Annotated in this window: 13 protein-coding genes; 3 read left to right on the top strand and 10 right to left on the bottom strand. The window is 47.9% G+C overall.

From position 1 onward, the window contains the following. Both AC53GJ_RS20220 and AC53GJ_RS20215 read right to left on the bottom strand, forming a co-directional pair. Positions 1-1,179, bottom strand: coding sequence for a Bcr/CflA family efflux MFS transporter (locus AC53GJ_RS20220; RefSeq protein ID WP_496730200.1), 1,179 nt, complete (start codon positions 1,177-1,179; stop codon positions 1-3). Positions 1,180-1,324: 145 nt separating this feature from the next. After that, a complete protein-coding gene (locus tag AC53GJ_RS20215; protein ID WP_496730199.1) occupies positions 1,325-2,794 on the bottom strand; it encodes a hypothetical protein in 1,470 nt (489 codons plus the stop codon). Positions 2,795-3,094: 300 nt separating this feature from the next. Here AC53GJ_RS20215 and AC53GJ_RS20210 point away from each other — a divergent pair, with 300 nt between their 5' ends. Continuing rightward, positions 3,095-3,775: a DUF3334 family protein gene (locus tag AC53GJ_RS20210; RefSeq protein WP_496730198.1), complete on the top strand. Its 681-nt coding sequence runs from the start codon at positions 3,095-3,097 to the stop codon at positions 3,773-3,775. Here AC53GJ_RS20210 and AC53GJ_RS20205 read toward each other — a convergent pair. The 4 genes from AC53GJ_RS20205 to AC53GJ_RS20190 are packed head-to-tail and all read right to left on the bottom strand — an operon-like array spanning position 3,759 to position 7,022. Further along, positions 3,759-5,033 (bottom strand): ATP-binding protein, encoded by a 1,275-nt coding sequence (locus AC53GJ_RS20205; RefSeq protein ID WP_496730197.1) that lies wholly within the window; start codon positions 5,031-5,033, stop codon positions 3,759-3,761. The genes AC53GJ_RS20210 and AC53GJ_RS20205 overlap by 17 nt on opposite strands. Before the next feature lies 1 nt (position 5,034). Continuing rightward, the gene (locus tag AC53GJ_RS20200; RefSeq protein WP_496730196.1) at positions 5,035-5,727 is read right to left on the bottom strand and encodes a response regulator; all 693 of its coding nucleotides are present in this window, start codon (positions 5,725-5,727) and stop codon (positions 5,035-5,037) included. After that, positions 5,727-6,149 (bottom strand): DUF3019 domain-containing protein, encoded by a 423-nt coding sequence (locus AC53GJ_RS20195; RefSeq protein WP_496732829.1) that lies wholly within the window; start codon positions 6,147-6,149, stop codon positions 5,727-5,729. Before AC53GJ_RS20195 ends, AC53GJ_RS20200 begins: the two co-directional genes overlap by 1 nt. Before the next feature lie 21 nt (positions 6,150-6,170). Further along, on the bottom strand, positions 6,171-7,022 hold the full coding sequence (locus AC53GJ_RS20190) for a MipA/OmpV family protein (RefSeq protein ID WP_496730195.1): 852 nt from the start codon (positions 7,020-7,022) through the stop codon (positions 6,171-6,173). Between the two features lie 547 nt (positions 7,023-7,569). Here AC53GJ_RS20190 and AC53GJ_RS20185 point away from each other — a divergent pair. Together AC53GJ_RS20185 and rlmF are read left to right on the top strand one after the other, a co-directional pair. Then, positions 7,570-8,601, top strand: coding sequence for a LacI family DNA-binding transcriptional regulator (locus tag AC53GJ_RS20185; RefSeq protein WP_496730194.1), 1,032 nt, complete (start codon positions 7,570-7,572; stop codon positions 8,599-8,601). Positions 8,602-8,619: 18 nt separating this feature from the next. Further along, entirely contained in the window at positions 8,620-9,567 is a 948-nt protein-coding gene (gene rlmF / locus AC53GJ_RS20180) for a 23S rRNA (adenine(1618)-N(6))-methyltransferase RlmF (protein WP_496730193.1), read from the top strand. 490 nt (positions 9,568-10,057) lie between these two features. Here rlmF and AC53GJ_RS20175 read toward each other — a convergent pair whose 3' ends face one another. The 4 genes from AC53GJ_RS20175 to AC53GJ_RS20160 form a co-directional block, all read right to left on the bottom strand. After that, positions 10,058-10,246 (bottom strand): hypothetical protein, encoded by a 189-nt coding sequence (locus AC53GJ_RS20175; RefSeq protein ID WP_496730192.1) that lies wholly within the window; start codon positions 10,244-10,246, stop codon positions 10,058-10,060. Between the two features lie 18 nt (positions 10,247-10,264). Further along, a complete protein-coding gene (locus tag AC53GJ_RS20170) occupies positions 10,265-10,732 on the bottom strand; it encodes a UCP032817 domain-containing protein (protein ID WP_496730191.1) in 468 nt (155 codons plus the stop codon). A 4-nt stretch (positions 10,733-10,736) separates the two neighbouring features. After that, the gene (locus AC53GJ_RS20165; RefSeq protein ID WP_496730190.1) at positions 10,737-11,384 is read right to left on the bottom strand and encodes a putative 2OG-Fe(II) oxygenase; all 648 of its coding nucleotides are present in this window, start codon (positions 11,382-11,384) and stop codon (positions 10,737-10,739) included. Positions 11,385-11,847: 463 nt separating this feature from the next. Continuing rightward, positions 11,848-14,289, bottom strand: a complete 2,442-nt coding sequence (locus AC53GJ_RS20160; RefSeq protein ID WP_496730189.1) for a glucan 1,4-alpha-glucosidase — start codon at positions 14,287-14,289, stop codon at positions 11,848-11,850. Between the last annotated feature and the right edge of the window lie 12 nt (positions 14,290-14,301).

Raw genomic sequence — 14,301 nt, 5'->3', positions numbered from 1 at the left:
TCAGGCGGCAGTATGTGGCAGACTGATATAACGGCGTGCGACGGCAATTGCCAGCACGCCACTGCACATCAGCGCCGCAAAAGGTACGATAGTGCCATTGGCGGTCAGCGCCAGTAATGGCCCAGCCAATGCACCTACCCCAAATCGCAAGGTGCCAATCACGGCTGTGGCGGTGCCACTGTGTTGCGGGAAAGCCATCAGGATCAGTGCGTCAGCATTGGTGGCAATTAAACCCAGACTTCCCATCAAGGGGGCGATCATCGCCACTGTCCACCACAGCGGTAAATTCAGCAGACTGACCAGCAGTAAACCTGCGGCAAACAAGCAGGCGCTGTACCAGCCAGCACTGAGCATCTGCTGACTGCTAAAGCGGCTCACCAGCCGGCTGTTCAGCAGATTAGCCAGGATCAGCATCACCACATTCAAGCCAAATAACGCACTGAAAGTCTGTTCATTGACGTGGTAAAACTCAATATAGACAAAAGGTACCGCGGTTAAAAAACAGAAAAAACTAAAAGATGCGAACATTGAAATCGCGATCATCGGCCTGGCGCTGCGATGTGAAAACACCACTTTGTAAGAGGCAAAAAAATCGATGCTGTTGCGTTCATGTTGCTGGCTGATTTCCGGCAGATAACGGTAGGCCAGCAAACCTGTGATCACCGCGTACAAGGCCAGCACCACAAAAATCCAGTGCCAACTGGTAATCAACAGCACCATACTACCGATAGCAGGTGCCACCAGCGGGGCTAACATCATCATCATGGAGACATAAGACATGCCTTTAGCCGTTTGCTCCTGATAAATAGCCCGAATGATGCCGGGGATCACCACAGTGGCAGCGCTGCCAGCTAGTGCCTGCAACGCTCGCCAGCCGAGGAACCATTCGATTTGGCTGGTCTGACTCAGCAGCAGGCTGGCCAGCGTAAAGCCGGCCAGACCCCATAGTGCGAGCGGGCGGCGGCCAATAGCATCGGCTAAGGGTCCAAACAGCAGCATACCAATGCCATAAAAGGCCAGAAAAATGCTCAGTGACTGTTGTACCATCACACTGTCAGTTTGCAGGCTTTGCGCCAGTTGTGGCATGGCCGGCAGATACATATCTATGGCCAGCGGTGTCGTGGCAATGACAGCGGCAAATAACATCATCAGAGGCAAAGAAGGGGACGGACGGTTCATGCTGGATTACTTTATCTAACAAACAGGCGGCTAGTGTAGCTGAAACAGAAAATGCAAAAAATCGCATATTTTCGCTGATTAACAGCAGTTATTTTTCGATTTTATAATTTGGCGGCGCTGCTGCTATCCGCAGTTCCTGTTGACGCTAGTTCTCCAGCAGCTCTGCTTTATTCCATAAATTCTGATGTTTTGGATCGGCAAAATACAAGTCTGGGTGCCAGAATCTGGGTAACTGATAGCGTGCCGGTTCAGTGTCAGCACTGGCAGATAATTTCTGCAGTATTTCTTTCAGTCGGGCTGGCGCCATCACCGCCAGTTGCTGGCGTGCGGGTTTAAAATACAGATTTTGCGCCACGCTGACCGTACAGTTGATGCCGTTACTGCGAAACTGCAATTTCCGGCTGACTACCCGACAAACCGGTACTTCAGGTTTAGCCGGGTACAATGAATTGACGATGGCAAATTCGTAGCGATCCGGTGATACACCGTCGGCATCCTTGGGCAGAAATACAATCCCGTAACCTTGCGGAAAGATACCGGTGATGGTCAACAGTGCATTGACCAGTTGATCATCGTATTGACCTTGTCTGGCGCCATTTTTTAGGATCAACGCCACTTTGGGCAAGGCCTGATAGTTAAATCTGTTGCGACCTGGCAACACGGCCGAGGCATAGACTTGTGGAATTTTCAGCAGGTTGCCAAGGCCATCGCCCGGTAACGCCGCGGCTTGTAATAAACGGCAACTGAACAGGATCCGTTGCTGGTAAGCGGCTTGGTAGTCTGCTCTTTCTGTTTTGCTATGACCACGATATGGGCCTTGCGACATGCCATGCTGCAGGTACTGTAAAGCGGTATCCAGACTGAGTTGCAAATATTGCTGCCGCTCCAGTTGACTGAATTCGCGCTGTTGTAACGGTTCACCGGCGGGCCCCTGAAACAATTGCCGGATTTCAGGCAGACACAACCCAATATCCTGCAGTAACAGTGCCATTAATAACGGGATCTGCACATTTTGCCGGAACGGGCATTGTTCCGGATCAGCGCCGCTATGGCGCAAACTGGCTTGTTGTTGCAGATAAGGGTCGGCGATCAACTGGTACTGCAGGGCATGATCAAGCAAGCGCAAGCTTAATACCGCTTTATAAAAAGGCTTATATTTTTGCTGTACCGTGGCAATAAAGTCACCATTGCTGGGCGCCATTAACTGCAGACAGCCCAGCAGGCGGGAGGACCGGCTGATAGTTTCTTCCTGACTGTTCCCTTCACTGAGTCGTAAAATTTTGTGGCACAACAGCTCCAGTTGTTCATAGCGCTGTTGCAACTGCAGTTGGTACTGCTGACAAGCTTTCTGATACAGCTCGCGTTGTTGCTGTACTTTGGCGATGAGCGTGGCTTCTGTTTTAGCGGTGGCGTGTGATAAATCGGCCTGTGATTGCTGCCAGAGTTGTTCCTGTGCGTTCAGTTGTTGTTTTTGTTGTGGGTCGGCACTGAAATATTGCGCTGCACTCTGATAAACAGACTGCTGGAATTTACCACTGGCCAATAAATCATCGATCAGTTGTTGTAACTGGCGAACATAAGAATGACTGGCTTTACGATCACCCACAGACGGCACTGAAACTTCTCCTTGCTGAGCCCAAAGCGCACCGCCACGATAGCGCAACAGGCGCTGTTCGCAAAGGGGGCTTTGCAGACAATTTGGCGACAAAGTTGCATGCTGGCACAGGCTGGCTTAGTATTTGATGCATACCGACAATTGATCTGTTCCTGTAAGCCGTTCGCATCTTTGTTTTCATTGCCGTCAAACCGTGGCAGGTGCGGGCAATTGTCGTTTATATGTGTGTTTATACCGGGCAATATGCCCAGGCTATAAGCAGTCAGCAGCCTTATTTGCCCGGGCCAGTCAGGAGCCTCCATGAGAAAGAATACAGTCATTACCACAGATGAAATTTTAATCACCCTTTGTTCTTCGGTGACCCAGGTGCTGGGTGCTGCTGGCAATGCTCAGGTTGCATACTCGCCGATGGTACAGAAGATTCAGAAAACCTGTTTGCGACCGGACTTGGGTTGTTTTGTGTTATTTGACGGCGGTTTCTCAGGTTTGGTGATTATCAATTTCACCGCCGAAGCCGCGCTGGAAATTTACCGTAAGTATATGATGAGTATGGGGATGCCTGAATCAGAACTGGCACAGTTCCACACTTCGGACGAAGTGGGTAACGTGATGGGTGAACTGATGAACCAGATCGTGGGTGATTTCACCAACAGAGTGCGGCTGGATTTACATACCTCGATTAACCAAAGTCAGCCGAAAATGATGGCGATCAACAAACAGGTCCAGATCCTGATCAATACCCAATTGGATCAACCCCAAGCCCGTCGGGTGACCTTTAGCACGCCGCTGCATAATATTTTCTACATGGAGCTGGCGATGGATAAAACTGAGTTTATTCAGCTGCATGATTTTGAAAAAGCAGCGCATGAAAATGTCGATGATATTCTGGCCAATGCCAATCAGGCCAAAGCAGAAGGTGATCAGGCGGCTGCCGCTGCCGATATGGTGGATGACGATTTCTTGTCTAACCTCGGTTTATAACAGGGGTCACTGGCGCAGCTGCGGTTGCGCTTTTGTTGAGTTGCAGGGTAAAACAGGCGCCACCCAAGGCTGAATCACTGATCTGCAAACTGCCGCGATGCCAGTCAATAATCCGGCTGACAATCGCCAGACCTAAACCAAAGCCGCCGTGGCCTTTACTGCGGCTCTGATCGAGCCGGACAAAAGGCTGAATGATATGCTCACGCTGTTCAGGCGGAATACCAGGACCATCATCCTCGACCCGGATCTGCAACTGTTGTTGTGCAGTGTTTAATGACAACAACACAGTTTGACGGCCGTATCTTTTGGCATTAACCAGCAAATTTTGTAAAGCCCGTTCCAGATAGTGGCCGTCACAATAACAACTGACCGCCACCGGCGCGATCAACTGGATCTGCGGTCCTGGGATCAATGCCAGTTTTTCCAGTAAATTCTGCAGTAATTCAGTCAGATTGACCTGCTCAAACTGCAGGGTCACCACTTGTGTTTCCATACGGGCGTAATCGAGCATTTCATCCACCAGTTGATCAAGCTCCTGTAAATCCTGTTGCATGGCTTGTTTGTCAGCTTCGGGCATCGGCTGCATTTCCAGCGCAAAACTCAGTCTGGCCAATGGTGTGCGTAATTCATGAGACACGGCGTGGGTCATCTCCCGTTGCAGACTGATCAGGCGCCGGATTTGTTCAGCCATTTGCTGCGCGCTATGGGCGATAGGCGCCAGCAATGAATGGGGGGGCAGTGGTTGCTCCGGCAGTTGCATGCCTTGGCCAAATTGCTGTAACTGCAGTTGTAAACGCTGGATATCCCTGGCTAACGGCCATAACCATAAAGCCACAGCAATAGCGAGTAACACAAAAAATAATGCGGTAAACCAATGACCATATTGGGCTGGCGCATCCAGCGCAATAGGGCCAAATTGCCAGAGTAGTTCCGGTTCAGCTTGCAACTGGTAAAAAAATAGCTGACTGTCACTGAATAAAGGCACCAGTTGGCCGCGTTCCAGTGCTTGCTGTTCAGAGGGCGACCAGCCAATCGCATCTGGCGCCAGACTGCTCAGTGGCAGTTCAAGCTGGCTGGCAACCGCTTGTGGGGTGACCTCAGGTTGGGTCAGTTGATAGGCCAGGCTTTGTCCTAACATCGTTACCCAAGCTGGCGTTTCCTGCAGCTGACTTTGTTGCCACAGCCGGTCAACACTGCTGCCAATACCCACCAGCACCAGCAACATGAACAGGTAAAAATGCAGGAACAACCGCCGCATGTCAGTGCCAGGCGTCAGCGACGAACAAGTAACCTTTGCCCCAGACTGTTTTAATCCTAAAAGGGGTATCGGCATTATCACCAAGTTTTCTGCGCAGATGGGACACCCGTACGTCGACTGTCCGGTCCAGGCCGTCATACTCCCGGCCAATAATTTGTTTATGGATCGCTTCCCGGCGCACAGTCTGACCGGCATTACTGGCCAGCATCCACAGTAAATCAAATTCATAACTGGTCAGTTCCACCAGTTGGCCGGCAAAATAAGCTTCCCGTGACGCCTGATTTAACTGCAGCTTGCCGAAGTTCAATAAGGACTCATCCGGACTGACGGCTGGTTGGCTGCGTCTGAGTAAGGCATGGATCCTGGCTAATAACACTCGGGGCTCCACCGGCTTAATCACATAATCATCTGCCCCTAACTCTAAACCAAGCACTTGATCAATATCACTTTGTTTAGCCGTGAGCATCAGGATCGGCGCTTTGAACCATGGCCGCACCGCACGGCAGATGGCAAAACCATCCATGCCGGGTAACATCAAATCGAGCACCATGATATCGGGTTGAAACTCGCGACAGCTGGCTTCGGCCTGCAGACCATTGCCTTCCAGCCGGACCTGAAAACCATTTTGCTGCAAAAAGGTCTGCATCAGGGATGCCAGCCGTTGATCATCTTCCACCACTAAAATTCTCTGCATCAGAATACACTCCAGGGGGCCACCAGCCGGCGTCGGCGCTCAGGTTGACGGCTTAATACATTTAATTGCTGGCTGAGCAGCACTTGCTGTTTTGGATCACGTAATTGCAGTATGGCAGGTCCTGTCAGACCGACTGCTGATTTCAGCTGACCTTGCCGCTGCGCAGACCAGCAGGAAAGTTGCTGCTGATCCAGATAAACACATAAGGAAAGTTGTTGTTGGCTCTGCCAGGATAATGACAACTCCAACTGGCACAATTGCTGTTGTTGGTCGACCAAACAGACTTGTGGTGTGACCTGCCAGCATAAAGGATCCGGACAAGCTGCAGCAGCCGTCTGTGGCGTAGTCTGTACAGGCAATGCAGTTGCAGCAACGGGGGCTGCTGCAGTTAAGGTCAGGACCAACAGACTCAGATACGGCATCACTACTAGGTTACTTCCATGTCAAAAAAACTGATAACTTAAGCCAACAAACCAGCCACGTATATTGTTTTCCTGCACCAGCGGGCTGTCCGTCATCGCATTATCCAGCCAGCGATAACGATAAAACACCAGGCCTATCCACTGTTTTGATAATGGATAACTGACCATCAGCTTTAATTCGGGTTGCCAGCTATCGCTGGGCCGATAATATGACATTTCATAACCAACTTCATCCACGCCATAATAGGTTTGCATCAACTCGGCACTTTTCCAGTATAAAGCCGAACTGAATTGCCAGTGAAGCTGGCCTTGCTGCCAACCCTTTTGCAGGGTCAGGCTGGCATGTTGTCCCTGGTAATTCCCTGAAACATCATGCCACCAATTCGCCCGTAGTTGCAGTTGCGGTAAAAACCAGTCCAGTTGCAGACCTGCATCCAGCGCTGTAGGTCTGGTTTTGACATCATTGATGCTAAGCGGCTGCAACTGCTTATTTCTCAGCGTCGGGCCCACCATTTCTGCATTGCTGACCATAAAACGATTCAACAGATTACTGGCATGCGCGCGCTGAAAATAGCCTTTTTCTTCATTCAGTCGAGTGACCATACTCAGCTGCCAGGCTGGTGTTAACTCAAAGCTATAACCGAGAGTGCTGTTGTCGAAAAACCAGTGTTTGCTGTAATAACTCAGATCCGGTAATAACCAGTAAGGTAAATTCCGTCCACCTGCCACTGGATTTGATCTGTGACCTAAGCCCATGCCGAGTCGGATATAGAGTTTGTCAGTATCGATACAGTTCGGATTAGCAACGGCAGTTTCGCGGCAATCGGCCAAAGCCAGTACCGGAAAAAGCAAAAAAATTAGCAACAGGCGCATACTTCAGGCTCTTGTTGATCAATCATGCTGCTACTTTAGCATTGAGCAGAAATATCTTCAGTCATAATAACAATATTTCACAAAATGCCACTTTATTTGTTACACTCCGCTCTGGATTTTGCTTCTACACTGAATCTACGTTTTTTGTCCGCCAGGAGGCTCTTTTGACACAGCTTAAATCTTTGCCACATCCTGTTGTGGTGATCAGAAATCAAGTACTGGCATTTACGCTGTTGCATGTTTTGGGTTCATGTTCACATTTACCAGAAGTCCGGCCTCTGGCAACCACTCAGCCTGTCGTTAAACTGACTGCTGCGGTTAAGCCAACACCTAGCATTAAGCCCACAACTACAGTGCAGCGAACGACCCCTTCCCAGCATATTTAGTACTTTGCTTGCCTTTTTGTGCCTGGTTATGGCACCTTAGCTGCTGTGTAACAACTTGTCGTTGTGCACGGTTTTTGGCTTTGGTCTAAGGTAACTGCAGTGTCTTTCAGTCCGTATTATTGTCTCATCTGTTCCTGCCCTCTGCTGATGGAGCTTTATTCATGAAAGGAAAAGCCACGTCATTTGATATTGCTTACCAGGCCGGGGTGTCACAATCCACGGTATCCAGAGCTTTGCGCGACAGTCCGGCGGTGAATCAGGAAACCAAAGATCGAATTTTTGCCATTGCCAAACAACTCAATTATAAAGTGGATAAAAATGCCAGTAATCTGCGCAAGCAGCGCAGTGGAACCCTGGCCTTGTTGTTATTTGAAGATCCAACCGTCGATGAGTCGCAAATTAATCCGTTTTTTCTGTCGATGCTGGGCAGCATCACCAGGGCTTGCACCAAACGAGGCCATGATTTATTAATTTCGTTCCAGCAACTCAGCAACGATTGGCATGCCGATTATGAAGACAGCAAAAAAGCCGATGGTATTATTTTGCTTGGTTACGGTGACTATATGGATTACGAAGAAAAACTCCATCAGTTACTGGCACAACAAACTCATTTTGTCTGCTGGGGCGCCAAAGTTGAAGGACATCCCGAATTTACCATCCGCAGTAACAACCAGCAGGGCGGCCGATTAGCTGGCGAACATCTGTGGCGGCTGGGGCGAAAAAAATATGCGTTTATTGGTAATGCTTCTGAAGGTAGTCCGGAATTTTTTGAACGTTATCAAGGCTATATTCAGGCACTCGCCGAGCAGGGCATAGATCCGGCGCAGGTGCCCCATTACGCTGCTATTTCGACTGAACAAGCTGGTTTTAGTGCCACGCTGGCCTTGCTGGCCAGTGGTTTTAAGCCGGATGCTATTTTTGCCGCCAGTGATTTAATTGCCATCGGCGTGATGCGAGCGCTGCAACAGCAAGGCCTGCATGTACCGACAGATGTTGCCGTGGTCGGTTTTGACGATATTCCGGTGGCATCCTTCTCGTCGCCGGCGCTGACGACTATTCAACAAAATACCACGCTGGCCGGTGAAATGCTGGTGGTCAACTTATTACGGCTGATTAACCAGCAAGGTATAGCCCAGACCGAAATCGAACCGAAAATTATTGTTCGCCAGTCTTGTGGCGCCAATCCCGTTTAATTCTGCTGGTATTGTTCTATGAAACCAACTTTAGTCCCAGTTGCTGCCGCGACGCTGCACCCGACCAATCCGCATCAACGTTATGATTTTGCCGCTTTATGTCAGTCAGTACCGGCTTTATCGGCATTTTTGCTCACAACCCCCGCCGGCGAAACCAGCATTAACTTTGCCGATCCTAAAGCGGTCAAAGCGCTGAATCAGGCACTATTAGTACATTTTTATCAGCTCAGTCACTGGGATTTACCCGAAGGTTATTTATGCCCAGCAGTGCCGGGGCGGCTGGATTATCTGCTGCATTTACAAGACCTGCTGCAACAGAGTCATCAGGGCAAGTTGCCGAAACGCCGCCATCTGACGGTGTTGGATATTGGCTGTGGTGCCAATCTGATTTATCCGCTATTAGCAGTGCGGGCGCTTGGCTGGCGGGCTATTGCCAGTGATATTGACAGCACGGCACTGGCCCATGCCCGGCAGTTGATTACACAACATCAGTTGCAAGCGCAAATTGAACTCAGGGCGCAACCGGACAGCCAGGCCATTTTCGATGGCTTGCTCAAGCCCGGTGATTATGTTGATGTCACTTTATGTAATCCGCCTTTTCATAGTTCAGCTACAGAAGCTGCTTTGGGCAGCGCCCGTAAAAGGCAAAATCTTGGCTTAGCCGCTGATGCTGCGGCGCTGAATTTTGCCGGACAATCGCATGAACTTTGGTGTCCGGGTGGGGAAGCTGAATTTATTCGCCGGATGATCCAACAAAGTCAGTCGATTGGTCATCAGGTGTATTGGTTTAGTTGTCTGGTGGCGAAAAAACAGCATTTACCAGCGATACAGCAGCAATTGCGTGCGCTGGGCGTGACAGAATCGCGGCTGGTAGAGATGGCGCAGGGCAATAAACAAAGCCGGTTTATCTGCTGGAGCTTTCTGACGCCAGCCCAGCAACAACTGTGGCGGCAACATCGCTGGTAAATCAGGCATTGATATGGATTAAACGGCGTCTAAAAGCCTGGTCGTTCAAAAAAGAAAGAGAAGACCAAGGTCTTCTCTGAAACAATCTGACATAAAGACGGGCTGTTCCAGCCCGCTTTATCAGAAGTTAATGTTGTATTCTAATGAGAATTCACGGCCAACGAAGGCTGTCGTGACTGGATAAGCAAAGTTATTGAAATATGGCGCATTCTGGAACGATGCATCTGTAGGTGCTTTTGAATCTAACATATTATTCATAATTAAAGAGAAAGATCACATGGGAATATTTAGCTGATAGTTCCTATATAAATATCAGCATTAGCCGATAAACGCTCGAGATCATACCATCAAATAAAATCAGAGCGCTGCTGTTGATGCCTAGAAAAAATTTAATTTCTCACATATCTCCAACAACAGGAACTATAAAAAGTTGATAGACTGCATATGGCAATCCATCAACCATTTTATAAGAGAAGCGTATCCACTCTAATTAAGCTTCAAGATTAGGTGGTAAAACTGGGAAGTCAATCTGACACTTTTCCTGCCCCTGAAGTAAACTACACGAATATTGACACATTTCCGCACCACCGCTGACGTGTTCGAGTAAGGAGTGTTCGATTACCCCTAAAATAACTTCCTCAACCATTTCAATTTTATCTTCAATTTTTTGATTGGACATAACATTTCCTTTGTTAAATTAAATAAATGAGTACTTTTTGTAATAGACAAACCAACGCTTAAATACTTCTTCTCCAAAAAATTCGTAAACAAGATAATAAAAAGGTCTTTTCTTTTCTTGAAGAAGAGCAATTACATCCTCTTTACTCATTTTTGAAGTTAAATCAGAAAAGTATATTTTTTCTGAAACCGATGTCGGTGTATGATGTATAAAGCAACCGAAATATTTTTCACAAAATGAATGATAATCATGTGTGTGGAGAATGAATAAGTGCCACATTTCATCTATGATCGCAATTGAGTGGTCGATAAACAATTTTATTTCAATTCCATTTTTGTTGCAGTAATGGCCGAGATATAAAAAACGGAGCATGTCTTCGAATATTTTTTTACTGTCATTGAAATTTATTTTGTATTTTTTAGAGAAAGATTCGACTACATTTTTATTTTCATAATTTAGAATTATATCAATCGATAATTTATTCATTATGCTAAGACCTATCTGATATATTGAAGGCAAAAGAAATTCTATCTAAATTACTATGAAGAGGTGCAACCATATGTAGAACATATGAAGGAAACAAAATTAGAAGATCTTTTTCCGGTTTTATTACCAAATGATTAACCATGCCTAATTTATCAGAGTGGAAAACAATCAATTCGCCACCATAGCTTTGAGAGCAGTCATCGATCCCGTTTTTAAAATAATACACTCCCGACCAGTCACAAGAATTTAAAGAATCATCAGATGTGTTTTCATTCAAATGTTTATGAGGTGCATTCCAATGACCCGATTTATTTAAATTAAACCAAAACTGTGAAAGCACAAAATTCTTCGAATGCTTTGAAGAACAATTCGTAAGCAGTAAGTGGTTACAGAAATCTAGTATTTGAACAGACAGCTGGTTAAAGTGTTCATTTTCAATTTCATGTAATTTATATGTTGAGTGCCATCCGCCTATGTTGCTACGCTTGATAAATTTTCCATGATTGACTTCAGAATAAATAGCCTTAGTTAAGGCATCCTCATCAATACACATCCGTATTTTCGCTTTTATGACAGATACACTCATCTGTTGCGGTAGCCTCGTTTTTATTTCTGTAAATAAAAATGACGTAAATTGAAAATGCTTAGTCATTCATTGGTGACTTTAGTGTAATTTGATTAAAATAAAAAATGGAAGCAAAAAAACAAATATCACGAAAATATCAATTATTTGAAAACTAAAATACTTGAACTTGAAGTGATACGCATAGCTGGGATCTATGTTAAAATGTTAATTTTAAAGGATATTTTCATAAATTCGCAGCAAACAATGACAACACATGTCTTAAGCTTGAATTTAACTTACTATGAATCGAACATAAAATCGGGTGACACAAAATGTGACAGGTTGTGGAAGTTTCACTTTCTACACATAACCATTACATTCGTAATGTTGAATGGAGTATTGTGGGGTTAAGAGAGGAAAAATTGGCAATATTTGATCGTAACTGAGATCAGACCCTTGTTGTGGCAAGGAAGCATCAGTTGCAAGGTCGCGGATCTGATGCCTCCGGATTGATAATAATGTTAGCGCTTGGTCCTGAGCATGACGAATATTAGGGGGTTGCCATAAAACGTTGTTGCACTGGCTGATATTGATCCCAGACCCGCTGATCCTGGATTGAGCGCAGTAACTTGATATATTCAGCATGGCTCCAGGCCAGTGGTGTAGCGCCATTGGTGCCCTGACCCGACTGATATTGATAATGCTGATTGGCACCGACATTATCCCAAACCTGCTCTGGCAACATCATGCCGGCATTGGCAAATTTTTCCATTGCTTGCACATAATTCTGTCGCAGTGGCTGCAGTTGGGCTGCAGTTAGCTGTTGCTGCGGGTCGGTTTTTTGCTGCAGTAACAACGCCAGTTGATAATGGCCGCGTTCGCCGGAGAAAATTGGCCAGACCCGGCCACGCTGACCGGCGGTATTGCTATCGCCAGCGCCTGTGGCATAACCCAGCCCAGTCACGATATCTTCGCCATAACCATCCAGACCATAACGACGCCAGCCTGGCAGTTTGCCTTCGACGCCGGCAAAACTAAATTCATACTTGACCCGCAGTGCATCCGGCAAGCTTTGATCGTCCAGTTCGCCTAAAGTCGCCAGCACTGCCGGGTGATCGGCGCGGCGCACACCATACCTGACCAGTTCCAGGAAGCCGCCATCGATGACATCGCTTTCATTGATTTGGCCCTGACCATTGCGATCTTCCAGCAGACTTTTATCAGCCACATCTTTATTGCTGTTGATCCGCAGATAATACTGGCCATCGCTTGGTGCTTGTTGCAGATTGCCATTTTTGGTAAACGTCAGCTGTTCTAATTCAGCCGAGTATTGATCGGCCTTGGTCAGATAGACATCAGCATTGCTGTGATCGCCGCAGGCTTTGGCAATATCAGCCGCTGTCACCAAACCACTGATGATGGCCGCTATGGTAGAAGGTGAATAACCGCCTTGTTCTTCCCAGCGCTCTTGCTGGGTGTAAGGTGGCGTCAGTGTAATCTCATTCCAGTCCAGCTTGGCCTTGCCGCCCCTGGCCAGAAAGTCTGCTGCCGGTTTTAGCATCTGTTGGTACCATTGATCAAGTTCTGCTTGATCCAATAAGCCTGCCTGCCATAAATTCCAGCCCAGCATAATCGGCATCGCCGTTTGATCTAACTGAATACCCACCCATTCCAGGGTGCCATCGACATGGGTTTTTTGTAAAAACCAGCCTGGGGTGCCCTGATAGCCTGGTGTGCTGCTACTGACCTGAACTTTTTGCAGATATTCAAACGCCACTTTTGGGCTTTGGGTATCACCCAGCGCCAGCATCGCCATCGCGACCTGATAAAAATCCCGTGGCCAGACCGCCTTATAGCCGGTTTGGCTGTTTTCGGCCGATTTCACTTCGCCCCATGGATTGGACAAGGACGCAATTAAGGCGCCGGCATGGGTTTTATCTTCCTGCGCTTTAAGCACCATAGCGCTGGTGTACAGTAATTTCCCTTGATCCATACTGTTTTGCTGCATGCTGCTTAACTGTGGCAAGCTCGCCAGATAATCCTGCCAGCCGATGGCATCGCCTGTGCCAAGGTAATTCGCCAGCACTGTATCCAGCCCACGGCTATAGGTACTGCTGACACTTTGTTGGCTTTGTTGCTGGTTCTGACCAAAGCCCAGCACCAGATCCCACTGTGCGGTTTGTCCCTTGGCGACTGCTGGCAGTTGCGCCAGGGCAGCGACATTTCCAGCGGTAGCGCCAGTACTCTGATACCAGTGTTGCAGCTGACCTTGCTGTTTCAGCCCGGTCAGGCCATCTGAGTTGCCAACAAAACCAACGTTGGCCTGGATAAAGGCGGGTTGGCTTTGCAGTGTCAGATGATGACCCGCTTCGCTGGCGTGAATTTGTTGCTGGCTGACACTGGCACTGTCATTGCTGCCAGTATTGCCAAGGGCTGGATCCAGATAGACATAGACTTGCAGATTGTCTGCCAGCGCCCGGAAATAACTGCGGATCACCAGAGACTGACTGTCCGGATCTGTATAGATATGTTTTTCAATTTCGTACTGACCGTTGCGGGCCTTATTCACCACTTTATAAGCCAGCGACAGCGGCCGGCCGGCGGCATCTTTGTGCAGGTAGTCGATGTTGCTACTGGTGGCCGTTTTTTCTTCATCAACAAAACCATCCCCTTTGACCACAAACTGTAACTCACGTAATTGTGCCTGATGGATCAGGCCCCACATGGTTTCGGTCACAATGCCCTGCGCCAGCGAGAACCAGACTTTGGACACAGTCCCGGTCGCAGCCTGATCGCTGTACTGACCTTGCAAATATTGCTCATAGGAGGTGCCAATACCGGTTTTACCAGCATAAGACCAGGTTGAAGCCGCCCCTGGCGCTCCGGGTGCCGTCAGAGCGCTTGGCTCTGTTTGAGCTTGCTGCGACGCGGGCTGACAGGCGGTGAGCAGCAAAGCGCTGCTGAGCAGCGTCAGGGTAAACACAGATTTCATCTTAAGGTCCTC

This window comes from Rheinheimera sp. B2H12, assembly GCF_059620065.1.
The sequence above is the reverse complement of the archived record's forward strand: the minus strand, read 5'-3'. Positions and strand labels throughout refer to the sequence as shown.

Coding starts and splice junctions, on each gene's coding strand:
- AC53GJ_RS20220 (WP_496730200.1), bottom strand. CDS start 1,179: ATGAACCGTCCGTCCCCTTCTTTGCCTCTGATGATGTTATTTGCCGCT.
- AC53GJ_RS20210 (WP_496730198.1), top strand. CDS start 3,095: ATGAGAAAGAATACAGTCATTACCACAGATGAAATTTTAATCACCCTT.
- AC53GJ_RS20205 (WP_496730197.1), bottom strand. CDS start 5,033: ATGCGGCGGTTGTTCCTGCATTTTTACCTGTTCATGTTGCTGGTGCTG.
- AC53GJ_RS20200 (WP_496730196.1), bottom strand. CDS start 5,727: ATGCAGAGAATTTTAGTGGTGGAAGATGATCAACGGCTGGCATCCCTG.
- AC53GJ_RS20195 (WP_496732829.1), bottom strand. CDS start 6,149: ATGCCGTATCTGAGTCTGTTGGTCCTGACCTTAACTGCAGCAGCCCCC.
- AC53GJ_RS20190 (WP_496730195.1), bottom strand. CDS start 7,022: ATGCGCCTGTTGCTAATTTTTTTGCTTTTTCCGGTACTGGCTTTGGCC.
- AC53GJ_RS20185 (WP_496730194.1), top strand. CDS start 7,570: ATGAAAGGAAAAGCCACGTCATTTGATATTGCTTACCAGGCCGGGGTG.
- rlmF (WP_496730193.1), top strand. CDS start 8,620: ATGAAACCAACTTTAGTCCCAGTTGCTGCCGCGACGCTGCACCCGACC.
- AC53GJ_RS20175 (WP_496730192.1), bottom strand. CDS start 10,246: ATGTCCAATCAAAAAATTGAAGATAAAATTGAAATGGTTGAGGAAGTT.
- AC53GJ_RS20170 (WP_496730191.1), bottom strand. CDS start 10,732: ATGAATAAATTATCGATTGATATAATTCTAAATTATGAAAATAAAAAT.
- AC53GJ_RS20165 (WP_496730190.1), bottom strand. CDS start 11,384: ATGACTAAGCATTTTCAATTTACGTCATTTTTATTTACAGAAATAAAA.
- AC53GJ_RS20160 (WP_496730189.1), bottom strand. CDS start 14,289: ATGAAATCTGTGTTTACCCTGACGCTGCTCAGCAGCGCTTTGCTGCTC.